The organism is Streptomyces megasporus, from assembly GCF_000718985.1.
In the GTDB taxonomy this organism is placed as follows: domain Bacteria; phylum Actinomycetota; class Actinomycetes; order Streptomycetales; family Streptomycetaceae; genus Streptomyces; species Streptomyces megasporus.
Window position 1 is genome coordinate 93,578 of record NZ_JODL01000001.1, and the last position, 24,204, is coordinate 117,781.

Annotated in this window: 12 protein-coding genes; 7 read left to right on the top strand and 5 right to left on the bottom strand. The window is 71.5% G+C overall.

Going from position 1 to position 24,204, the window contains the following annotated elements; genetic code table 11:
* Positions 1–107: 107 nt before the first annotated feature.
* The 6 genes from IF47_RS0100390 to IF47_RS0100415 all read left to right on the top strand — a co-directional run bounded on the left by IF47_RS0100390 (position 108) and on the right by IF47_RS0100415 (position 17,786).
* On the top strand, positions 108–11,324 hold the full coding sequence (locus tag IF47_RS0100390) for a non-ribosomal peptide synthetase (protein WP_031505765.1): 11,217 nt from the start codon (positions 108–110) through the stop codon (positions 11,322–11,324).
* 43 nt (positions 11,325–11,367) lie between these two features.
* Entirely contained in the window at positions 11,368–12,357 is a 990-nt protein-coding gene (locus IF47_RS0100395; RefSeq protein ID WP_031505766.1) for a 2OG-Fe(II) oxygenase family protein, read from the top strand.
* A 232-nt stretch (positions 12,358–12,589) separates the two neighbouring features.
* A complete protein-coding gene (locus tag IF47_RS0100400; RefSeq protein WP_031505767.1) occupies positions 12,590–15,028 on the top strand; it encodes a glycoside hydrolase domain-containing protein in 2,439 nt (812 codons plus the stop codon).
* 11 nt (positions 15,029–15,039) lie between these two features.
* Positions 15,040–15,498, top strand: coding sequence for a hypothetical protein (locus IF47_RS0100405; protein WP_157839900.1), 459 nt, complete (start codon positions 15,040–15,042; stop codon positions 15,496–15,498).
* Positions 15,485–16,153, top strand: a complete 669-nt coding sequence (locus tag IF47_RS0100410; RefSeq protein ID WP_031505771.1) for a M15 family metallopeptidase — start codon at positions 15,485–15,487, stop codon at positions 16,151–16,153. The genes IF47_RS0100405 and IF47_RS0100410 overlap by 14 nt, the downstream gene beginning before the upstream one ends.
* Positions 16,154–16,460: 307 nt before the next feature.
* Positions 16,461–17,786, top strand: coding sequence for an ATP-grasp domain-containing protein (locus IF47_RS0100415; protein ID WP_051716714.1), 1,326 nt, complete (start codon positions 16,461–16,463; stop codon positions 17,784–17,786).
* An 89-nt stretch (positions 17,787–17,875) separates the two neighbouring features.
* Here the strand turns inward: IF47_RS0100415 and IF47_RS0100420 are convergent, their stop codons facing one another.
* Together IF47_RS0100420 and IF47_RS0100425 are read right to left on the bottom strand one after the other, a co-directional pair.
* Positions 17,876–18,553 (bottom strand): GntR family transcriptional regulator, encoded by a 678-nt coding sequence (locus tag IF47_RS0100420; protein ID WP_031505773.1) that lies wholly within the window; start codon positions 18,551–18,553, stop codon positions 17,876–17,878.
* Positions 18,554–18,836: 283 nt separating this feature from the next.
* The gene (locus tag IF47_RS0100425; protein ID WP_031505774.1) at positions 18,837–19,154 is read right to left on the bottom strand and encodes a DUF2795 domain-containing protein; all 318 of its coding nucleotides are present in this window, start codon (positions 19,152–19,154) and stop codon (positions 18,837–18,839) included.
* A gap of 179 nt (positions 19,155–19,333) precedes the next feature.
* On the opposite strand from IF47_RS0100425, the gene IF47_RS0100430 reads away from it, so the two are divergent.
* Complete coding sequence (locus IF47_RS0100430) at positions 19,334–20,098, top strand: vWA domain-containing protein (protein ID WP_051716716.1); 765 nt, start codon at positions 19,334–19,336, stop codon at positions 20,096–20,098.
* Between the two features lie 18 nt (positions 20,099–20,116).
* Here IF47_RS0100430 and IF47_RS0100435 read toward each other — a convergent pair whose 3' ends face one another.
* The 3 genes from IF47_RS0100435 to glgX all read right to left on the bottom strand — a co-directional run bounded on the left by IF47_RS0100435 (position 20,117) and on the right by glgX (position 23,977).
* The gene (locus IF47_RS0100435) at positions 20,117–21,208 is read right to left on the bottom strand and encodes a hypothetical protein (protein WP_051716719.1); all 1,092 of its coding nucleotides are present in this window, start codon (positions 21,206–21,208) and stop codon (positions 20,117–20,119) included.
* Positions 21,209–21,403: 195 nt separating this feature from the next.
* Positions 21,404–21,631, bottom strand: coding sequence for an EF-hand domain-containing protein (locus IF47_RS0100440; protein ID WP_031505780.1), 228 nt, complete (start codon positions 21,629–21,631; stop codon positions 21,404–21,406).
* 84 nt (positions 21,632–21,715) lie between these two features.
* On the bottom strand, positions 21,716–23,977 hold the full coding sequence (gene glgX, locus IF47_RS0100445; protein WP_031505781.1) for a glycogen debranching protein GlgX: 2,262 nt from the start codon (positions 23,975–23,977) through the stop codon (positions 21,716–21,718).
* Between the last annotated feature and the right edge of the window lie 227 nt (positions 23,978–24,204).

A 24,204-nucleotide genomic window follows, 5' to 3' on the forward strand; every position in this document is an offset into this window, starting at 1 on the left:
CAGCCCGAACCGCAGGCGAACAGCACGAGAAGTCCCTGACCTCGCGGCCACGCGGCGGCCCGGCCCCGCCATGCGGCGCACACACCTGAACGACGGAGAGCCTAGGCATGAAGTCAGCACGGTACCCGACGACTGCTGCGGACTGGTCTGCTCGCATCCAAGGAGTATCGAGCGAGCGCTGCGATCTGGAGATGCTCCTCAAGGACGAGTGGCGCAACAGGATCGCGGTACGGGACGACGACCCCGGCACACGGGCGACGAGGCGCCAGGACCTGCTCATCAGCGGGCCGGACTACACCGCGTTGCGGAACGCGCTGCGCGACGGCGGTGGGACGTCGGTCGGGGCCCTCGCGCTCGCCACGCTCAACACCGTCATGCGCGCCTACGGTCACGGGGACCGGACGGTCGCAGCGCTCGTCGACGCCACCGGCCCGGACGCGGCCGCGGACCGGGCGTCCGTCCTGCCCGTGATCGTCGACCACGCCGAGCAGGCCCGGCTCACCTGCCGCGCGGCGGTGCGCGAGCTCGACGAGGCCCTGCGCCGCGCGGACGCGTACGTGCGGCCCGACGAGATCCTGGGGCGCGGCCTGTTCGACGCCCTGCTCGTCCTCACCGACCGCGAGACGGACCTGCCGGCCCTGCCCCACTCCCCGCTGCTGGCCGTGGTCCGGGACGCCGCGGCGGACGGCTGCCTCCAGTGGACCCTGGCGTACGCGGGGGACCTGTTCGAGGACCGCACGATCGCCGGTGTCCTCGATGTCGTGCGCGAGGTGCTCGGCCAGTTCGCCGGCCACCCCGAGCGGCTGGTCGCCGACATCGAGCTGGTGTCCGAGGAGCAGCGGGGGCAACTGCACAAGTGGAACGCCACCGACGGCGACTTTCCGGAGGACAAGCGGCTCGAGGAGCTGTTCGAGGAAGCCGTACGGCGGTCCCCGGACCGCGAGGCCGTCGTCTTCGGTGACACCAGCCTGACCTACCGGGAGGTCGACGAGCGGGCCAACCGGCTCGCCCACCGGCTGCTCGGCCCCGACCTGGGGGTGCGGCGCCAGGAACTCGTCGGGATGTACCTCGACAAGAGCGACCTCGGCGTCGTGACCACCCTCGGCATCTGGAAGGCCGGCGCGGCCTACGTGCCGATCGATCCCTCCTACCCGGCCGAGCGGGTCCGCTTCACCGTCCGCGACACCGGCCTCGCCGGGATCGTCACCAACCGGCACCACGCGGCGCGGCTGCGGGAGATACTCGGCCCCGAGCACTCCGACGTGCGCATCATCGAGGTCGAGACCGTGCTCGCCGCACCGGACGGCGCCGGGGCCGCGGCCCCGCGGCTGTCGCTGAGCAGCAAGGATCTCGCCTACGTCACCTACACGTCCGGCACCACGGGCGTGCCGAAGGGCGTTCCCAAGTACCACGACAGCGTCGTGAACAGCATCACGGACCTGTCCGAGCGCTACGACATGCGCCGCCCCGGCGAGGAGAGGGTCGCGCTCTTCGCCTCGTACGTCTTCGAACCGCACCTCCGGCAGACCCTGATCGCACTCGTCAACTCCCAGACGCTGGTGGTCGTCCCCGACGACATCCGTCTGGACCCGGACCGGTTCCCCGCGTACCTCGAACGGCACGGCGTGACGTACCTCAACGCCACCGGATCGGTGCTCCAGCACTTCGACCTGCGCCGCTGCTCCCGCCTGAAGAAGCTGCTGCTGGTCGGCGAGGAGCTGACGGCGGCGGGGCTGCGCCGGCTCCGGGAGCGGTTCTCCGGGCTCGTCGTCAACGAGTACGCCTTCACCGAGGCGGCCTTCGTCACCGCCGTCAAGGAGTTCCCCCCGGGGGTGACGGAGCGCAGGGACCGCAGCATCGGCCGGCCCCTGCGGAACGTGAAGTGGTACGTGCTGAGCCAGAACCTGAAGCAACTGCCGATCGGCGCCATCGGCGAGCTGTACATCGGCGGCTGCGGGGTCGCCCCCGGTTACCTCAACCGCGACGACCTGACCGCCGAGCGGTTCATGCCGAACCCGTACCGGTCCGAGGAGGACGCCGTGCGCGGGCAGAACGCCCGCATCTACCGGACCGGCGACCTGGCCCGTGTCCTGCCCTCCGGTGAGGTGGAGTTCCTGGGCCGGAGCGACTTCCAGCTAAAGCTGAACGGCGTCCGCGTGGAGCCGGGCGAGATCGAGGCGAAGGCCACCGAGTTCCCCGGTGTGCGCAAGTGCACGGTCGTGGCCCGCGAGGGAGCGGGCGGCCCCGCCGACCGCCACCTCGTCGGCTACTACACCACCGAGCCCGGGGCGGAGGTCACCGAGGAGGAACTGCTGGCGTTCCTGGAGGAGCGGCTGATCCGCATCATGGTCCCGGCCCGTATGGTCCGCCTCGACACCATCCCGGTGAACATCAACGGCAAGGTCGACTGGCGTGCCCTGCCCGAGGTGGACCTCGTCCGCCCCGGCGCGCCCGCGCCCGCCGCCGGCACCGCCCCGGCGGACGGCGCGACCGCCGGTGTGCGCGACGAGCTGCGGGAGATCTGGAGCGAGGTCCTGGGGCTGCCGGCCGCCCGGATCGGCGACGGCGACGACTTCTTCCGGCTCGGCGGCCAGAGCATCTCCTGCATCCTGCTCATCGCCCGCGTACGGCAGCGCCTGGGCGTCTCCGTCGGCGTCGACGACGTCTTCCGCCTCAGGACGCTCGGCGAGCTGGCCGGCCACCTGGCCCGGCAGCGGGCCGGCGGGCCGCTGCCCGCGCCCGGCGCGGCCGACGCCCGGGACGCGGCCGACGCGCTGCCCGCGGTCGGCGGCGAGCCCGTCCGGCTGCGGGCCAACGGCCTCCAGCAGGGCCTGCTGTACCACGCTCTGAAGCGCAGGAACGGCGACGACGCCTACGTCATGCAGTCCGTGCACCGCTACCGCTGCGCGATCCGCCCCGACCTGATGAAGCGGGCCTGGGAGTACGCCCAGCGGAAGTACCCGGCGCTGCGGGTCCGCTTCGAGTGGGCCGAGGAGCCGCTCCAGATCGTCGAGCCCGACGACAAGCACCTGGACTGGCGGTACGTCGACCTCGGCGACCTGGCCGACGAGGCCGCGCGGGAGGCCCGCGTCAAGGAACTCCAGGAGCGGGACCGGACCGAGCCGTACGACCCGGCCGAGGGCCGGATGTTCCGCGTCTACCTGATCAGGCACCGCGACGACCTGTACTCGCTGCTCTTCAGTTGCCACCACCTGATCCTGGACGGCTGGAGCCTGCCGGTCCTCCACGACGACGTGCACCGCGTGTACCTGCGCCTGCTCAGGGGCGAGCCGGTCGAGCCGGCCGTGGACCACGCGTACGTGGCGGCTCAGCGCCACTGGGAGGCGCACCGCGACGACCACGTCGACCACTGGCTGCGGCAGATCGAGCGGATCGACGAGCGCGGCGACTTCGGCGGGCTCCTGAAGGAGGACATCCGCTACCAGGTCGACCTGAGCGGCTACGACCACGTCCGGGAGCACCGCACCCGGACGCTGCGGCTCGGCGCCGGACTGACGGACACGCTGAAGGCGGTGTGCGCCGAGCACTCCGTCACCCTGCACTCGGTGCTCCAGTTCGTGTGGCACAAGGTGCTGCACGCCATCGGCGGCGGCACCACCACCGTCGTCGGCACCATCGTGTCCGGGCGCAGCCTCCACGTCGACGGCATCGAGAACTCGGTGGGCCTGTACATCAACACCCTGCCGCTGGTCGTGGACCACGAGGACCAGGCCGACAGGAGCGTCGGCGAGGCCGTCGCCGCCATCCAGTCCGCCGTGAACACGATGAACGACACCAGCACGGTCGAGCTGGGCCGGCTGGAGACCGGCGGGATGAAGCGCCGGCTGTTCGACACGCTGCTGGTCCTGGAGAACTACCCGCGGCTCCTGGAGGAGGCCGAGGAGCACGACGTGCTCCTCCGCTTCGAGAAGGCGTACGACGCCGACAAGGTCGACTACCCCCTGGCCGTCGTGGCCCGGGAGGAGGACGACGGGCTGACGGTCACCCTGTGGTACGCGGGCGAGCTGTTCGAGGACGAGACGATCGACACCCTCCTCGACGTGACGCACATCCTGTTCTCCCAGGTGGCGGAGGACGTCGAGCAGCCCGTGCACGCTCTGGAACTCGTGTCGCCCGCCATGGTCGACCGGTTCGCCGAATGGAACCGCACGGAGGCCGCGTTCCCCTCCGACAAGACCCTGCACGGCGTGTTCGAGGAGGCGGCCGCCGCCTGGCCCGACGAGACCGCGGTGGTCTACCGCGACCGGCGGCTGACGTACCGGGAGCTGAACGAGCGGGCGAACCGGCTGGCGCACCACCTGCGGTCCGTCGCCCCCCTGCGCCCGAACGACCTCGTCGGCCTCGTCGTCGACAAGAGCGAGCTGATGATCGTCGCGATCCTCGCGGTGTGGAAGGCCGGCGCCGCCTACGTCCCCATCGACCCGGGCTACCCGGACGACCGGATCGCGTTCATGCTCCAGGACACCGGGGCCCGCCTGGTGGTGACCAACGAGGTCCACGGCGAGCGGATCCGCGGCCTGACGGCCGGCTCGGACCTCTCCGTCCTGGACATCGAGCGGCTGCCGCTGGACGGACTGCCCGCCGACAGCCCCGTCACCCCGGTCACCAGCACCGACCTCGCCTACGCCATCTACACCTCGGGCACCACCGGCAACCCCAAGGCCGTCCTCGTGGAGCACCGGGGCGTCGTCAACCTCCAGCAGTCCCTGGCCGGGCTGTTCAGGCTGGACAAGAGCCGCGGCGACGAGGCGCTCCTGTCGTTCTCCAACTACGTCTTCGACCACTTCGTCGAGCAGATGACCGACGCGCTGCTCAACGGGCAGAAGCTGGTCGTGCTCGACGACACCATGCGCACGGACGTCGAGCGCCTGTACCGGTACATCAACGACGAGCAGGTCACGTACCTCTCCGGCACGCCGTCGGTGCTGTCGCTCTACGACTACTCGACGACGACGTCCCTGACCCGCATCGACGCCATCGGCGAGGACTTCACCGAACCGGTCTTCGACAAGATCCGCGGGACGTTCCCGGGCACCATCATCAACGGGTACGGTCCGACGGAGATCTCCATCACCAGCCACAAGCGGCTGTACGCGGCGGGCGAGCGCCGCGCCACCAAGAGCATCGGCCATCCGGTCGCCAACACCACCTGCTACGTGCTGAACAAGCGGATGAAGCGCGTCCCGGTGGGCGGCATGGGCGAGCTGTACATCGGCGGCGTCGGCGTCGCCCGCGGCTACCTCAACCGCGACGAGCTGACCGCCGACCGGTTCGTGGACAACCCGTTCCAGACCCCCGAGGAGCGGGCGGAGGGCCGCAACGCCCGCCTCTACAAGACGGGCGACCTGGTGCGCTGGCTGCCCAACGGCGAGCTGGAGTGCCTGGGCCGCACCGACCTCCAGGTCAAGATCCGCGGCCAGCGCGTCGAGCTCGGCGAGGTCGAGGCCGTGCTCTCGTCGCACCCCGGTGTCACCCGCTCCCTGGTGATCGCCCGCGAGCACCGCGCCACGGGCCACGCCGCCGCGCAGAAGTACCTCGTCGGCTTCTACATCGGCGACACCGAGCTGGACGAGCAGGACCTGAAGCGGTGGATGCGCAGGAAGCTGCCCGAGGCCATCGTGCCCGTCCGCATCCTGCGGATCACCGACATCCCGGTGACCCCCAGCGGCAAGCTGGACACGCGGCGGCTTCCCGAGACGGACTTCGGGTCCGACGGCGGCACCCCGTACGTCCCTCCCTCGAACGATGTCGAGGTCAAGCTCTGCGGCATCTGGTCCACGGTGCTCGGCGTGGCCCCGGACCGCATCGGCGTGCACGACGACTTCTTCGCGCTGGGCGGCGACAGCATCCGCGCGATGATGCTCGCCCAGGCCATCACCACCGCCTTCGGCCGCGGCCTCGGTGTCGCGGCCGTCCTCCAGCGCACCACGCTCGGGGCGCAGGCCCGCCACATCCGCGAGACGGCCGGAGGCGCCGGCGAGCACGCCGAGCACCCGGGCGAGCAGGCCCTGCGGACCGCCGCCGGAGCCGGGGAGCCCCCGGTGTCGCTGACGCAGGAACGCCTGCTGTTCATCGACGAGTTCGAGGGCGGCACCTCCGCCTACAACATCCCCTTCGCCCTCCGCGTCCCCGTGGCCGTCGCCGGGACGGCGGAGGACGTCGCCGAGGCCCTGCGCAGTCTGCTGCGCCGCCACGCCGCGCTGCGCACCCTGCTCCGTACCGACCAGGACGGCGTGCGGCGCCAGTACACGCTGCCCGAGGACGAGGCGCTGGCCCGGTTCGACGTGCCCGTGCACACCGTGGGCGGTACCGCCGAGCTGGACAAGCGGCTCGTCGAGCACGCCGACCACGTGTTCCGGCTCTCCTCCGAACTGCCCCTCCGGGCGCACCTGTACGAGCTCGCCACGGACCGGGACGGCAGGTACCTGAGCCTCGTCCTCCACCACACCTGCTTCGACGGCTGGTCGTGGAACGTCTTCCGCGAGGAGCTGGCGGCGCTGCTCCGGGGTGTGCCGGAGGCGGAGCTGGGAACGGTCCGCGGCACGTACGCGGACTTCTCCGTGTGGCAGCGCCGGTACCTGTCCGGCCGACGGCTGGCGGAGCTGACCGAGTTCTGGGCGAAGGCGCTGGCCGGGTACGAGACGATCAGGCTGCCGCTGGACCGCCCGCGTCCGCCGCGGTTCGACTACCGCGGCCGGGAGATCGAGTTCACCGTCGACGAGCGGACCACGGACGCGCTCAGGGCCCTGGCCGGGTCCGCCCGGGTGAGCCTCTACAGCGTGCTGCTCGGTGCCTGGTGCCTCATGCTGAACGTGTACACCGGCCGGCACGACTTCGTCGTCGGCACCCCGTCCGCCAACCGCGGTCGCCCCGAGTTCGACCGCACGGTCGGCTTCTTCGCCAACCTGCTGGCGCTGCGCGTCCGGATCGACCCCGGCGCGTCCCTGGCGGAGTACGTCCGCTCGGTCGGCGAGAGCGTCGTCGCGGCGCAGGTGCACGGCGAGCTGCCGTTCGAGCAGCTCGTCAAGGAGCTGGACCCGGAGAAGGACCCGAGCCGCCACCCCGTCCTCCAGGTCAACTTCACCCTCCAGAGCACCGCCGGCCGGGGGGCCGGCGCCCCGGCCGCCGACGGGCCGGCGCTGACCGAGCACCGCCCGGACGCCGGGGGCTGGACGGCCACCAAGTTCGACCTGTCGGCCACGCTCACGGAGACGTCCGGTGGCCTGGCGGGCAACCTGACCTTCGCCGCCTCCCTCTTCGACGACGAGAGCGCCGAGGGCTTCATCGCCACGTTCCGGCACATCCTGCGGGAGTTCGCCCGCCTCTCCGCCGCCGGCGGCGGAGCCCGGCTGTCGGACGTCACGGCCGTCGACGAATCCCGGGCGGTCCGGGCGGCGGTGCCGGACACGGCCGCCGGCCCGGCCCCGCGGGCCGCCGCTCCCGCCCGGACCCTGCACGCGGTGTTCGAGGAGGTGGCCGCCGCCTGGCCCGACGCGACCGCCGTGGTGGACGGCGACAGCAGCCTGACGTACCGGGAGCTGAACGAGCGGGCGAACCAGCTTGCGCACTACCTGCGGTCCATCGTCCAGCTACGCCCGAACGACCTCGTCGGCCTGGTCCTCGACAAGAGCGAGCTGGTGGTCGTCGCGATCCTCGCGGTGTGGAAGGCCGGCGCCGCCTACGTCCCCATCGACCCGAGCCACCCGGACGACCGGATCGCGTTCGTGCTCCGCGACACCCGGGCGCGGCTCGTCGTGGCCGGACACGGCCACGCGGAGCGGCTCCGCGGCCTGGTGGCCGCGGCGGACGCGCCCGGACTGCCCGTGGTCGAGGCGGACCGACTGCCGATGGGCTACCGGTCCACCGAGAACCCGGTCACCGACACCACGCCCGCCGACCTGGCATACGCCATCTACACCTCGGGCACGACCGGCCGGCCCAAGGCCGTCCTCGTCCCGCACCGCGCGGTGGACAGCTTCCGCGAGCAGGTGAGCGGACGCTACTTCGGTGCGCCCGGCACCGCGCGCGAGGGCGTCCTGCTCCTCTCCAACCACGTGTTCGACTTCTCTGTCGAGCAGCTCGCCCTGTCCGTCCTCGGCGGCCACACCCTGATCGTCCCGCCGCCCTCGCCCGCCCACGACGACGGCTTCGCCGACTACGCGAACCGCGCGGGCCTGACGTACCTCAGCGGCACGCCGACCCAGATCCGGCAACTGGACCTCTCCCGGCTGACCGGTCTGAAGACCGTGCTCGTCGCCGGGGAGGCGTTCCACGAGCACCACTTCGACAAGATCCGCAGCGAGTACGCCGGGCCGATCGTCAACGCCTACGGCACCACCGAGACCGCCGTCTACAACACCGTCCGGCACTTCGCGCCCGGCGAGCCCTACCGGAACACCCTCGGGCAGCCTCTCGGCAACACCCGGCTGTACGTGCTGAGCGAGTCGCTGAAGCCGCTCCCGCCCGGCGCGGTGGGCGAGCTGTGCATCTCCGGCGCATGCGTCACGGACGGCTACCTGAACCGGCCCGAACTCACCGGGGAGCGGTTCCTGCCGAACCCGTTCCGCACCGAGGAGGAGATCCGCGACGGCGTCCACCCCGTCCTCTACCGCACCGGCGACCTCGTCCGGCGCACCCGCGACGGCGAACTCCGGTACATCGGGCGCAACGACGCCCAGGTCAAGATCCGCGGCCTGCGGATCGAGCCCGGCGAGATCGAAGCGGTCCTGGCCGGCTGCCCGGGCGTCCGCGAGTGCGCCGTCGTCGTCGCCGACGACGACCGGTCCCCGGACGGCCGGCGCCTGATCGGCTACTACGTGCCGGACAGCGGCGCGGCCGTCGACGAGGACGCCGTGTACGCCACCCTGCGGGCCAAGCTCATGCCGGGCATGGTGCCGTCCCTGCTGGTGCGGCTCGACGGCCCGCTGCCCATGACGGTCAACGGCAAGCTCGACACCAGAGCGCTGCCGGCGGTCGCCTTCTCCGCGCGCCGGGCGGCCTACGCGGCCCCGCGCAGCCGCGTCGAGGCCCGGCTGTGCCAGTTGTGGGCCGCGCAGCTCCCCGGCGGCACGGTCGGCATCGACGACGACTTCTTCCGCTCGGGCGGCGACAGCATCAGCGCCCTGCACCTGGCGAGCCAGGTGCAGCGGGAGTTCCGGCGCAGAATCAGCGTGAAGGACGTCTTCGACTTCCCGACCGTCCGGCAGTTCGCCGGCAGCGTTCTGACGCGCCCGGACACCGTCCGCGGCACGGACCCGGAGGACCGGGAGGCCGTGGAGGCGCCCGAGCGGGGTCCGCTGACCGGCGAGAGCCCGCTGCTCCCCATCCAGGAGTGGTTCTTCGCGAAACCCCTCGCGGACCGCGGCTGGTGGAACCAGAACTTCGCCGTCAGGACCCCGCCGCTGGACGTCGCGCGGCTGCGCGAGGCCGTGGCGCGGCTGGTCGACCACCACGACGCGTTCCGCCTGCGGTACACGGGCGCGGACGGCGGCGAGGTGGTCCAGAGGTACGCCGAGACCTGTCCCGAGGTAGTCCTGCACGAGCTCGACGTGACCGGCATGCCGCCGGAGGAGGTCGACCGCCGGCTGGCGGGCTGGCAGAGCGAGTTCGACCTGGAGAGCGGTCCGACGGCCTGCGCGGCGTACCTCCACGGCTTCCCCGACGGCACGGCCAGGGTGTGGTTCGCCCTGCACCACCTGATCGTCGACACCGTTAGCTGGCACGTCATCGCCCAGGACCTGGAGATCCTGTACCACGGCGGCGAGCTGGACGAGAAGACGAGCAGTTACCGGCAGTGGGCCCGGGCGCTGCGCCGCTACGCACCCGACGAGGACGAGCGCCGGCTCTGGGACGAGGTCAGGCGGGACCTGGCGGCGCCCCCGCCCCCCGTCCTCTCGGCCCGGACGGGCGACGCGCCGAACCGCCGCGAGGAGTTCACGCTGAGCGCGTCCGACACCCGCGCCCTCCTCACCGACGGCCACTGGACGTACGACACGACCATGAACGAGCTGTTGCTGACGGCCACGGGCCTGGCGCTGCGCTCGGTCACGGGCCGGCCCACGAACCACGTCACGGTCGAGGGACACGGCCGCGAACGCTTCGACGGCGCTCCGGACGTGCGGGACACGGTCGGCTGGTTCACCACGATGTACCCCCTTGCTCTGCCCGCGGACCCGCAGGACCTCGGGCGCAGCATCCTCGGCACCAGGGAGAACTGCCGGCGGGTGCCGCACCACGGCATCGGCTACGGCGCCCTCCACGGCCGGTACGGCGGCGAGCGGGCCCCGCTCGCCCCGGTGAGCTTCAACTACCTGGGCGCGTTCTCCGCCGGGGACGAGGGCTCGGAGGGCTGGCGGCTCGACCCGGCCATGGCGGGCAGCAACATCTCGGACCGCAACCGCGGCGCCGACCAGTTCGCCCTGGACGTGACGATGCTCTGCACCGGAGGCCGCCTGGTCACGACGGTCGACAGCCGTCTGGACGCCGACGTCACCCGGCGGTTCGCCACGGAGCTGAAGTCCTGGCTGGAGGAGTTGGCGGCCCACACGGCGAGGGCGTCGCACTCCGGCGCGGAGGTCCGCCGGCAGCCGTCCCGGGAGCCCGACTTCACCCCCTACATCCTCGTGAACGAGGAAAGGGAGCAGCCCACCCTCTTCGTCTTCCCCCCGGGGGAGGGCGGAGCGGAGAGCTACCTGGGCAACATCGCGCGGAATCTCCCCGGCCACCGACTGGTGCTGTTCAACAACGTGCACCTGCACTCCCCGATGGAGTCGTTCGAGGCGCTGGCCGAGTACTACCTGCCGTACATCGAGGAACTGCATCCGTCGGGCCCGTTCAGCTTCCTGGGCTGGAGCTTCGGCGGAGTCCTGTCCCTGGAGATAGCGCTCCGGCTCCAGAGGGCCGGCAAGCGGGTGCGGGACCTGTACCTCGTCGACTCCTACTTCAACGTGCGGGAGGCGTCGGCGGCCATCGGGCTCCCCGATGTGCGGGACATCCTGGACCCGATCAACTACCACTACGCGCCGAACCGGACGGACCTGAAGCACCTCGGCACGGCCGTCGAGAACCTGGTGCTGTTCAAGGCGGGGGAGCCGAACGACATCGTCCGCGACGACCGCCAGCGCCGCCTGTTCGCCTTCTACCAGCGCTCGCAGTACAACAGCCTGGACACGCTCCTGCCCGTGGAGGCGATAGAGGTCCGCGTGCTGCACGGCGAGACCCACCACTCGTGGGTACGGAACGACGGCGTGGTCACCGCGATGTGCGAGCGCATCTCGGCGTCATCGCACGGCGACGCCCGATGAAACCGAGTCCGCAGATTCCACGGAAGAATTCCCGGAGGGTCGCATGCCCATCCTGATGCCCTCGTCGGAGGTTCCGACGATCGACGTCTCACCCCTGTTCGGTGACGACGCGAGCAGAAAGCTGCGCGTCGCGCAGGAGATCAACAAGGCGTGCCGGGGGTCCGGCTTCTTCTACGCCACCGGCCACGGTATCGACGTCCGGTTGCTCCAGGACGTGGTCAACGAGTTCCACCGGAACATGACCGACCAGGAGAAGTACGAGCTGGCGATCAACGCGTACAACAAGAACAACCCGCGCGTGCGCAACGGCTATTACATGGCCGTCAAGGGCAAGAAGGCCGTGGAGTCCTGGTGCTACCTGAACCCGTCCTTCACGCCCTCCCATCCCATGATCGCCTCGGGCACCCCGCTGCACGAGGTGAACATCTGGCCGGACGAGAAGCGGCACCCCCGCTTCCGCCCCTTCTGCGAGCGGTACTACTGGGACATCTTCCGGTTCTCCCGCACCCTGATGCGGGGCTTCGCCCTGGCACTGGGCAAACCGGAGACCTTCTTCGACCCGGAGCTCACGGAGGCCGACACCCTCTCCGCCGTCTCCCTGATCCGCTACCCCTATCTGGAGGACTACCCGCCGGTGAAGACGGGTCCGGACGGCACGAAGCTGAGCTTCGAGGACCATCTGGACGTCTCCCTGATCACCGTCCTGTTCCAGACCGAGGTCCAGAACCTCCAGGTCGAAACGGTCAACGGCTGGCAGGACCTCCCCACGTCCGGTGAGAACTTCCTGGTGAACTGCGGCACCGCCATGGCCTACCTCACCAACGACTACTTCCCGGCCCCCAACCACCGCGTCAAGTTCGTCAACGCGGAACGCCTCTCCCTGCCCTTCTTCCTCCACGCGGGCCACAACCACGTCCTGACCCCCTTCGCCCCCGAGAACCAGGGTGACAAGGAACTCAACCCGCCCATCACCTACGGTGACTACCTCCACCACGGCTTCCACGCCCTGATCGCCAAGAACGGCCAGACCTGATCGCCGTCCCGCTCCGTGTGCGACGCCCCCGTCCGGTACGGGGGCGTCACACGTTCGCGGGACGGCGCCGGGCCCGGAACCCCGGGGAGGGCGACCGTCCCGGTCCGGGGCCCGCGCTCCGCCCCGGACCGGGACGGAGTCGAGAGTTCCGATTCATACGCTGGCCGCCGCGGCGCCGGAAGGCCCCCGATTCCGGCGCCGTTCCGTGTCACAACAAGCGGAAGGCGTGGACGTGGCGGACGAGCAGGTCCTCAGAGCTCAGAAATGGGTGAACTCCAACTACGGCAGCGTGCCCGGATACGAGCGCTGTCGCGAAGACGGCCGCACGGGCTGGGCCACCATGAACTCCCTCACCATGGCGCTCCAGCACGAGCTGGGCATCAGTCCGGTCGTCGCCAGCTTCGGCCCCACCACGTATTCGAAGTTCGCGGCGCTCGGCGACATCGGCTTCGGTTGGGACAGGAACCGCAACATCGTGGCCATCCTCCAGTTCGGCCTGTGGTGCAAGGGCTACTGGGCCGTCGAACCCGGGAGCGAGGGCTGGTTCACCGGCGTCACCCGCGCGGCCGTCGAGGACCTCCGCCAGAACATGGGGATCGGCGGTGAGGGCGTCGTCAACGCCAAGATCGCCAAGGCCATCCTCAACATGGACGCCTACGTCGTCGTCGCGGGCGGAAGCGAGGGAGTCCGCAGCATCCAACGGTGGCTCAACGGCCGTTACTGGACGCGGGACGCCTACAGCATCGGCCCCTGCGACGGCATCTACTCCCGGGACGTCCAGAAGTCGCTGATGATCGCCCTCCAGTACGAGCTGGGCATCTCGGCCCCCAACGGCAACTACGGCCCCGGCACCCAGGCCGGGCTGAAGGCCAATCCCGTCGCCCAGGGGGACTCCGGCGTCCTCGTCCAGATCTTCTCCGCCGCGTGCGTCTTCAACTCCCCCACCTACGACGACGACCTGGACGAGGTCCACACCACCTGGCGGTCGACCTTCGACGACAAGCTCGCCGAGTGGGTGCGGCTCTTCCAGAGGTTCAACAAGCTCGGGGAGACCGGCCGGGGCGACTTCGACACCTGGTCCCAGCTCCTGGTCTCGATGGGCAACCCGGACCGGGACGCCACCGGGTCCGACACCCGCTACGAGATCACCCCGTCCCGCGCCAGGTGGCTGAAGTCCAACAAATACGAGATCGTCGGCCGCTACATCTACGACCCGCCCGGCTCCACCCTGGACAAGGAGATCAAGCCCGGCGAGCTGGACACGATCTTCTCCAACGGGCTGAGGGTCTTCCCGATCTACCAGGACAACGCCCGCCAACTCAGCGACTTCTCCTACAGCCAGGGCTACCAGCACGGTCTGAACGCCCACAAGCTCGCCGACGAGTACGGATTCAACGCCGGCACCACGATCTACTTCGCCGTCGACTACGACGCCACCCAGGAGGCCATCGACGGCCACCCCTACGGCATCATCACCTACTTCCACGGCGTCCAGGCCGCCCTGGCCGGCCAGGGGAAGAAGTACAACCACGGCGTCTACGGCTCCCGCAACGTGTGCATCAACGTCACCAACAGGACGTTCGCCCGTCACTCCTTCGTCTCCGGCATGTCCTGGGGGTTCTCCGGAAACCTCGGCTTCCCGATCCCCCGCAACTGGTCCTTCAACCAGATCAAGGAATTCAAGGTCACCGACGGGTCCGACACCTTCGACCTGGACCGCGACGTCGTCTCCGGCAGGGACCGGGGCGTCTCCTCCGTCAACGACAGGTCCGGTCCGGCCGACTCCTTCATCGCCTACATCGAGAACCTGTACAAGCTCGCGGGCGACTACGGAGCCACCGGCCAGCGGCGCAGCCGGCTCGTCATGGAGTACATTCGCCACCGCGAGTACGGCGACAAGAACCTGGCGAACAAGCTCGGCTGGTGGTACCTCATCGGCGGCTTCGACACCGGCTTCGTCGAATACGTCGAGTCCAAGGGCGTGTCCATCATGCCAAGTTTCCAGGATCCCTTCACCGGATACGACCTGGGCACCGAGCACATGATGGCCACCGCCAACGCCCACCTGCTCATCGACCAGCCGTCCGACATGGGGAAGGCCAACGGCGGCGATGTCGGCGGATGGGCCGGCGACCTGATGACGTTCTGGAGCGACTGGCGCAACTCCGAGCAGGAGTACGCCGATCCCCTCGCCTTCTGCCACGCCAAGCTGGGGGTTCCCGGAGTCGCCTCCTCGTTCGGCTTCAACGATCTGATCGAGGACGCCGACGGATACCTCCTGGCCCGCGCCGTCACCCAGGACGAGAAGAGCATCGCCGAGGCGGTCAGGGACCACTACCAGGGCGGCGGAGGTCTGCGCCGCTTCAACACCTACTTCACGGAACGATGGAGCAACGCGACGAACTGCAGGAACTCCGCCCATGACGCCCTCACCGCGAGCGACGCCAAGCTCGGCGCAGCCCGCGCTCAACTGATCACCTTCAAGGGAGCCGTCCTGCCGTCCGACTACCAGCTCATACCCGGCGGGTCCGAGAAGCTCCGGAACTTCGAGCAGGGCTTCGTCGACGCGCTCCTGGCCCGCATGGGAATGGAAAGCCGCCAGATCTCCCAGTACCGGGCCAACCACGAGAAGTTCCTCAAGGAAGCACGTTCACGCGCGGCAGGACGGTAGCACGGCCTTTCATGAAAGAAGCAGCACTCCTGACCGCCGTGGCCGTCCTGGTCCTGTGGCTGGTATGGAGCATCGTCAGTGTCCGCCGCCTCGTCAGAGGATTGACCGACCGGTCCTGGCAGCGCCCCCTGTGGTGGCTGCGGGCCGGTTCGGTCTCCTCCTTCGTCGCAGTCGCGGCCTGGTTGAGAGGAGCCTTCTCCGGCGGTCTCAGCATCAGCGACACCTGCCGGTACACCCACCACGAGCCCTACGACGACGCCTACTGGGAGGAGCACCGGCACGAGTTCCGGCGGCTCTTCCCCCTCCACAACAAGTGCAACGAGCACTTCGACCTGGTCCCCGCATGGGTCAACCCGACCATCGTGGCCTGCGCCGTCATCACGGTGGTCTGCGCCGCCGTGCTGGCAGGGTTCGGCATCGCATCTCTGGCAACCAAGGCACGAAAGGAAACCGGCCATGACCCCGGCTGACATGACACGCCGCCGCTTCGTCGGATCCGCCACCGGCACCGTCGGCGCCCTCGCTCTCGGTCTCACCGCCACAGGCGAGGTCCACGCCGCGGACGGAACCCGCTCGTGGAACAAGTCCTCGACCGAGAACGGCTGGCCCGTCCTGAGGGAGGCGGAGTCCTTCGTCATCGAGGGAAGCGACCAGAGGGTCTCGCTCGCCGGCGGAGACGCCGCGGTCGTGCTGCTGCACGTCGCGCGCCGCTTCCACTACGAGATCGACTCCCTCCGGGACGGCGACGTCCACGGCTGGACCGCGGCCCGCGAGATCGCTCAGCCCTACGAGTCGAACCACCTGTCCGGGACGGCGGTGGCGATCCGTCCCCTCGCCTACCCGGCCGGCTCGAAGGGGAACCTGTACCCGAACGAACTCGTCGTGGTGCGCGACATCCTGGCCGAGCTGGACGGGGTCGTCGCATGGGGCGGCGACTTCGGGACGCCGAAGGAGTCCCACTTCGAGATCGCGGTCACGCCGGGCCACCCCCGCCTGAAGGGAGTGGCCCGGAAGATCCGCGGCTGGAACGATGGCCCCGGGAACGAGGGAGCCGGCGCGACGGACGCGTTCCTTCCCAAGCGCCTCGACGAGGCGCGCGCCTTCGAACGGCGCACCGCCGCGTAGGAGGCGCGCGAAGGGGACGCGGGACCCGCCGGCCGGGACGATGCCCCGGCCCCGGAAACTGGGGCCGCCTCCCCTCCCCGTGCGGCGCGGGCCGCCCGGTTCCCGCCGTCCGATACCGCGCGGAGAGAGCGCCGAGAGGCTCCGGCGGCAGGGTGGACACCTCAGCCTCTCAGCTCACACAGGGGGACCGGCTCCACATGTCCTGTCTGCCCACCAGCTCCTGCCGGGGCCGCGGTCGCCGCGGGCGGACCCCGGACGCGCCCACCGGCGGCACGCCGGCCGACGAGGCCGCCGGTGAGGTGCGCTCATGACCGTGTACGGCCGGTTCGCCGGAGGACGCCTCGCCATCGTCGGATCGATGCCCCACGCGGCGTTCCGCGAAGGCGTGCACGCCGCCCGCGAGTTCGGCTGCGAGATCTGGCTGCTCGTCCAGGCCGGGGACCGGCACACCGGCGGACGTCCCCTGCCCCGGGCCGACAGGGTCCTGCACGTCGACACCCACGACTGGCGGGCGATCGTCGATGCCGTCACCGACTCGGAGGGGAGGCCGGCGGTGCACGGTGTGACGTCGTTCCGCGTCGACCTCACCGAGGCCACCGCCCGCGCGGCCGAGCATCTCGGTCTTCCCTCCCAGGGGCTGGAAGCGGTGCGGACGGCCAACCGCAGGCATCTCCTGCGCCGTGCCCTGGGGGACGACCCGGCGAACGTGAAGTGGCGCCTGGTGTCCTCCGCGGAGGAGCTGGACGAAGCGATCCGGTACGTCGGCCTGCCCCTGGTGGTCCGGCCGCCGTCCGGGGCCGCCCCCCACGGTGCCCGTACGTGCGGCACCGGCGCGGAGGCCGTGGCCGCATGGCGGGAGCTGTCCGGCGTCCGGTGGTCCCTGCCCGGGCGGCCGCACCCCGGGCCCGTCCTGGTCGAGGAGTGGGTACGGGGCACCGGGATCGGCGTCGAATCCCTCACCGTCGCCGGTGAGACGCACTTCTCCGGAGCCACCTCGAAGCACCGTCGCGGGGGCGCCTCGCCGGAGGAGGCGCTCTCCTTCCCCCTCGGCCTCCGGACCGGACTGTGGGAGGAAGTCAAGCGGTGCGTGGACCGCGCGCTGAGGAGGATCGGCCACCGGCAGGGTCCCGCCCACACCGAGGTGGCGATCACCGGGGACGGGCCGAAGATCACGGGGATCGTCCCCTGCCTCCCGACGCCCGCGATCTCCGCGATGATCGCGGACGTCTGCGGCACCGATCCGTACCTGGACGCCGGGCTCCTCGCGCTCGGACTCGTGCCGGAACCCGGGATGCCCGGTGACGGCCGCTGCCCGGCCAGTGCCGCGGTCGCCCTCTTCCCCGACGCGCCCGGCCGGCTCGTCGGCATCGGCGGTCTCCTCGAAGCCCGGGCGCACGGCGCCGAAGTGCACCTGCACGCCGAACCCGGCGACACCGTGGCCGCCCACCCGGACGGTTTCGCCCCCGTCGGCTTCGTCCGCGCACACGCCGACACCGCGGACCGGGCGCTGCGGAAGGCCCGGTACGCCGCCTCGCTGATCCACATCGACACCTGGGGGGAGAGGCCGCGGGCGGCGGAGGGCGCCTTGGCCCGCACCGCTCCCCCCGGTACGCGCAGACCGCCGCGGCCGTGAGCCGAACGCCGCACCCGGCGGGACCGCAGAACGCCCGGCGTCACCCCGGGCCGGGGCCCGGCGGTCGGAGGCGTCCGCCGCCACGGCCCTCACGTCGCCGCGCGGCGGCGGGCCGCCCACAGGGAGCGGACGCGGGCGAGGTGGCGGCGCGCGCACCCCTCCGCCGCGGACGCGTCGCCCGCGAGCATCAGGTCGAGCAGTTCACCGTGCTCCCGCGCGGACTCCATCAGCACCCGCGTCCCGCCGAAACCGCCGAGACCGTGGAGGCGGGAGCGTCTGCGCAGGTCGGCCACCGTGTCGACCAGACGTGGGTTGTCCGCCAGGGAGAGCAGGCCGAGGTGGAAGCGGTGGTCCGCCTCCAGGAAGGCGGCGAGGTCGCCGGCGCGGGCGGCGGACATGGTCTCGGCGACGATCGGCCGCAGGGCCTCCAGTCGCGCGGGGTCGGCCTCGCGGGTCACCCGGCCGACGGTCGGGACCTCTATCAGGGCGCGGACCTCGGTGAAGTCGTCCAGGTCGCGCTCGGTCGCCTCGGTGATCCGGAAACCCTTGTTCCGGACGGTCTCGACCAGTCCCTCGCGGGCCAGGTCCAGCATGGCCTCGCGGACCGGGGTGGCCGAGACGCCGTACTCGGCGGCGAGGGCGGGGGCGGAGTAGACCGCGCCGGGCCTCAGGTCTCCCGCCATCACAGCGGCGCGGAGGGCCGCGGCCACCTGGTCGCGCAGGGGTTCGTGCGCGGAGACCGATCCGCGGGGTCTGGAGTCGCTCATGGGGACCTCTCGTGCCTTGCTGGCCCCAGCGTACGGCGTCCCGTGGAACGCTCCGGGCGCCGCCGGAGGGCTCCCCTCCGGCGGCGCCCCCGCGGGCGCGCGGAGGCGCCGCCGCGGTCGGTCGCCTCCGCGCTCGTCCCCGCGGCACCTGGCCGAACCGTCGGGGACTGTCTCTCGCCCCTCCCTGTCTCACGGAGGAGGTGGGCGGCGGGGTGTGGCCTCGTGACGGGGCCGAGGTCGGCGTCGTCGCCCTCCCGGACCTCACCGGCCGGCTCGCGGACGGTCAACGGTCCAGCTCGTCCTCCACCGGGGGCTTGGAGGCGTCCCGCAGGTGCTGCGAGAGTCCGGGCTTGCCGCCCTTCCGCGCCTGCTCGGCCCGTTGGGAGGCGCTGTGGTCGAGGTCGGAGTCGGGGTCGACCCGGACCGACCGGGCCACTTCCTCGCGGTTGTCGTACCGCTCGGGCGGGATGCCGCGCAGCGCCCTCATGGCCTCGTCCGAGGCGCCTTTGGCGCGTGCGGCCCTCAGCAGCTCGTCCTTGTCGGCCGGGAAGTCGACGTCCTTCAGAGAACCGAGAATCTCTCGTACATCCGTGTGAGCCATGGCGGGCGGGTGCCCCTGCGCCCATGCGAGGAAACCGCCGAACGGCGCGACAGGGGAGAAAATCAATGATTCGCGGCAGGCGTGGGCAAAGGGGAACGGCTTCGCCGCGTCCGGCCGTCCCGTGTCCGCCCTGGGCTAACCTCGGCGTCCGCACCGTCGAACGTCCGGGGGGTCTCGTCATGGCCATCGACCACGTCAAGCGACCGCGTTCCGAGGCGGAGGGCTCCGCCTCCGGTCCCGCCATCTCCCTCCGGAAGGTGGAGGCCACCGCTCCGGGCCTGGTGAGCCTCTACAAGCAGGCGGCGGTCAGCCTGGAGAAGCACCGCCTGTCGGGGCAGCGCGCCGCGGTCTACCTGGTCCTGGACCGGTCGGGGTCGATGCGGCCGTTCTACCGGGACGGTACGGTCCAGCACCTGGCCGAGCAGGTGCTGGGGCTGGCGGCGCACCTGGACGACGACGGGCGGGTGCCGCTGGTCTTCTTCAGCACCGACGTGGACGGCGTGGCCGAGGTGGCGCTGGACGACTACTCCGGACGCGTCGAGGCGCTCCACGACTCCCTGGGGCACATGGGGCGCACCAACTACCACCTCGCCATGGAGGCGGTGATCGACCACCACCGGGCGAGCGGCTCGACCGATCCCGCCCTGGTGATCTTCCAGACCGACGGCGCCCCGACATCGAAGGCCGCCGCCGAGCGCGTGCTGTGCGAGGCGTCGAGGCTGCCGCTGTTCTGGCAGTTCGTCGGGTTCGGGAACGACGAGTTCCGCTTTCTGCGGAAGCTGGACGAGCTGCCCGTGCCGGGCAGGCGGGTGGTGGACAACGCCGGGTTCTTCCCCGCCGGCCCCGCCCCGCGCGCCGTGCCCGACGCGGAGCTGTACGACCGGTTGACCGGTGAGTTCCCCGAGTGGCTGCGGGCCGCCCGGGCCGGCGGCATCGTGCGCTGACCCGGGCAGCGGGGTGTTTCAGCGGGCGCCGGCGTCCTCCGCGGCAAAGTCCTCGGAGGCCTCGGCGGAGCGCGTGGTCCACAGGAAGGTGACGGTCACCCAACCGTTGTCCCTCAGCCCGACGTTGTGGAAGGTGCCGTCGGCGAGGTCGATGCCGGCCGGGTTGAGGACGCGGCGGCCGAAGCCGTCCCGTCCGCCGTTGTGCCCGTCCTGGTAGGCCGCCTGCGCTTGGGGCCTGCCCCGCGGCAGGTCGCGGAAGGTCTCGCGGACCGAGGAGGGGTTCCAGTAGTCGTCGCGGATGTTCCAGGGGCCCACGTCCCACACGGGGGCCGTCTCGCAGCGGACCGGGCCGCAGACCCGCACGGAGTACTCCCTGCCGCCCTTGCTCGACAGTCCCCGCCTGGAGGGCAGGGCCACGAAGCGGTCGTTCGGCCGGATGACGTGCCCGTTGGCGGTGGTGTGGCCGACCAGGCCCTCGCGGGTGGCGAAGACCCGGGCGGTGTACGGCGCCGCGGCCTCGGTCTCCTGCGGGGCGTCCGGGTCGGTGTCGGCGTGCAGTTCCAGACCGCGCACCGCCAGCCTCCCGGTGGCGTCCCGCAGGGTCAGCCGGACCTGGACGACGTCGACGGCCCGCGGCAGGAGGGCGGCGTCGGACTCGTCGGCGCCCGCCTCGCGCCACTCGGTCCACGGCCCCGTGCCACGACGGCCCCGGACCTCGACGGTGACGTCGGCGCCCTCGGGCACGTCCGCGGCGAGCACGGCCCGGACACGGTTGACGGGCCGGTCGAGCGTGTGCGGCGCGAGGATCTGGATGCCGTGGCCGCCGCCGGTTCCGGCCGAGCCGTCGTGGGGAGCGTCGCCGGTCAGCCGCAGTGCCTCGTCGGCGTGGTGGACACCGGCGTCGTCCTCGTCCACACGGGTCAGGTCCGCCTGCCAGGACCGGACGGTGTCGGCGGGGGCGGCGGGGACGGTATCGGCGGGAGCTGTGTCGGCATGGGCGGAAGGTGTGGGGGTCAGGACCGGCGCGAGACACAGCAGTGCCACGGCCGGCAGGGTCTTGAGGGGGAGTCGGGTCGTACTGCGGTGGGGGGTCATGCGCACGGCGCGCATCGCGAACCTCCGGTTCGGGCCGTGCGTCCGACTCCCGTACCGGGGGGCCGGACGCACGGCGGACCCGAGAGCCGCCGCGCCGGTCGTCGGCGGGCGGCTCGCGTCGGGTCGATCGGGTGTCTCGGGCGAAGAGACGGGGCGGCCTTACGCCGGTGTCACCGGTGACGGCCGCCCCGCCGTGTGGCCCACCCGGCCTTACGCCAGCGTGGCGGCCTTCTGGCGCGCCGCCCAGAACTCCTCGAAGGAGAGCAGGCCGTCACCGTTGCCGTCGTGCTGGTCTATCAGCGTCTGGGCCAGGCCCACGGTGACGTTGTGGTCGCCCAGCTCGGCCATCACCTGATGGAACTCGGCCGCGGTGATCAGCCCGTCCTTGTTCAGGTCGAACCGGTCGAAAACCTTGCGCGCAGCTTCGATGTCGGCCATCGAGAAACGTTCCTCCCGTTGTGCGGTCGTGACGCGCACACACTAACCGCCCGTCACACGCCTCACACGGGGAACAACCGCCACTCAGGCCAACACACGCCATACCCGTGCCGAGCGCGCGGGGATCTCGACCCCCTCGCCCGCCGGGTGGACCGTGCCCGGTTCGGTGTCCTGCTCCTCGCACGCGGTGTCCACGAGCAGTTCGTACGCCCGCCCCCACGGCGGTCCGGGCAGCCGGAACCGTCCGGCCCGGTGGTCGGCGTGGAGGAGGACCAGGAAGCTGTCGTCCACCACCGGATCGCCCTTCGCGTCCCGCTGGGGGATGTCCCGGCCGGACAGGTACATGCCCAAAGTGGCGCCGGGCGCGTACCAGTCGGGTTCGGTCATCTCCTCGCCGGCGCCGGTGAACCAGGCCAGGTCGCGCAGCCCCTCGGGGCCGTGGGCCCGCCCCGAGAAGAAGGCCCGACGCCGCAGCACCGGGTGGGCGCGGCGCAGGGCGATCAGCCGCGAGGTCAGGTCGAACAGCGCCCGCCAACCGGGCTCCCGCAGCAACGACCAGTCGACCCAGCCGATCTCGTTGTCCTGGCAGTAGGCGTTGTTGTTGCCGCCCTGGGTGCGCCCCATCTCGTCGCCGGCCACCAGCATCGGCACACCGGTGGACAGCAGCAGGGTGGTGAGCAGGTTCCGCAGTTGCCGGCGGCGCAGGGCGAGGATCTCCTCGTCGTCGGTCTCGCCCTCCGCCCCGCAGTTCCACGACCGGTTGTCGTTCGTGCCGTCCCGGTTGTCCTCGCCGTTGGCCTCGTTGTGCTTGTGCTCGTAGCTCACCAGGTCACGGAGGGTGAAGCCGTCGTGCGCGGTGACGAAGTTGACCGACGCGTACGGCCGCCGCCCGCCCCAGGCGTACAGGTCGCTGGAGCCCGACAGCCGGTAGCCCAGATCCCGCACGTCCGGCAGGGCGCCCCGCCAGAAGTCGCGGACGGTGTCCCGGTAGCGGTCGTTCCACTCCGTCCACAGCGGCGGGAAGGCGCCGACCTGGTAGCCGCCGGCGCCGACGTCCCACGGCTCGGCGATCAGCTTCACCCGGCGCAGCACCGGGTCCTGGGCGATGACGGCCAGGAAGGGGGAGAGCATGTCCACGTCGTGCATGGAGCGGGCCAGCGCGGCGGCCAGGTCGAAGCGGAAGCCGTCCACGCCCATCTCCTGCACCCAGTAGCGCAGCGAGTCGGTGATCAGCCGCAGCACCTGGGGTTGGACCACATGGAGGGTGTTGCCGCAGCCGGTGTAGTCGGCGTAGCGGCGCGGGTCGTCGGCCAGTCGGTAGTAGCCGCGGTTGTCGATGCCGCGCAGGGAGAGGGCGGGCCCGAACTCGCTGCCCTCGGCCGTGTGGTTGTAGACCACGTCGAGGATGACCTCGATCCCGGCGGCGTGCAGCGCGCGGACCATCCGGCGGAACTCCCCCACCTGCCCGCCGCGCGAGCCGGAGGCGGAGTACGCGGCGTGCGGCGCGAAGTAGCCGATCGAGTTGTAGCCCCAGTGGTTCCGCAGCCCTCGGCGCAGCAGGTGGTCCTCGTGCGCGAACTGGTGCACCGGAAGCAGTTCGACGGCCGTCACCCCCAGCCGCGTCAGGTGCTCGATCGCGGCCGGGTGCGCGAGCCCGGCGTAGGTGCCGCGCAGCTCGGGCGGGATGTCGGGGTGGCGCATGGTGAAGCCGCGCACGTGCAGCTCGTAGATGACCGAGTCGGCCCAGGGGACCTTGGGACGGCGGTCGTCGAGCCACTCGTCCCCGGCGTCCGGGCCCGCGCCGAGGGCCGAGTCGACGACGACGCCCTTGGGCACGTACGGCGCCGAGTCCCGCTCGTCGCGGACGGTGTCGGCCAGTTGGGGCTGCGGCCAGTCGCGGACGTGGCCGTACACCTCGGGCGGCAGCGCGTACTCGCCGTCCACGGCGCGGGCGTACGGGTCGAGCAGCAGCTTGGCCGGGTTCCAGCGGGCGCCCGTCCACGGGTCCCAGCGGCCGTGGACCCGGTAGCCGTACCGGCTGCCGGGACGGACGCCCGGGATGAAGCCGTGCCAGATCTCGTGGGTGTGCTCGGTCAGCGGGCAGCGCGTCTCGTTGCCGTCGTCGTCGAAGAGGCAGACCTCGACGGCCTCCGCGCCGGCCGACCACAGCGCGAAGTTGGTCCCCTCGACCCCGTCGGGGCCGATGTGGTGACGGGCCCCCAGCGGCTGGGGACTGCCGGGCCAGACCGTCACCGTCGCGGGAGACGCCGCCGATCGCGGGGCGTCCGCCGGCGGCCCGCCGGACGCCGTCCGGTGGCGTGCCCGCTGTTCGGGGGCGCTCGACACATCCGACACGTTCTGCCTCCGACGGCTCGCGGCTCGGACTGACACGGCGGTCGCGCGGCGTCCCGACCGCCCGCCCCCGTGTCCGGGTCTTGCAGGAGTGTTCCCGTTCGGGCCGTCCGCCTCACCCCGTGCTCGGCCCGTGATCGGCGCCTTCGCCGTTTCCCGGCTTCCCTCCTCGGTCTCCTCCCGCCCCTCCTCCGGCCTCTCCTCCGACCGGCGCCCTCCAC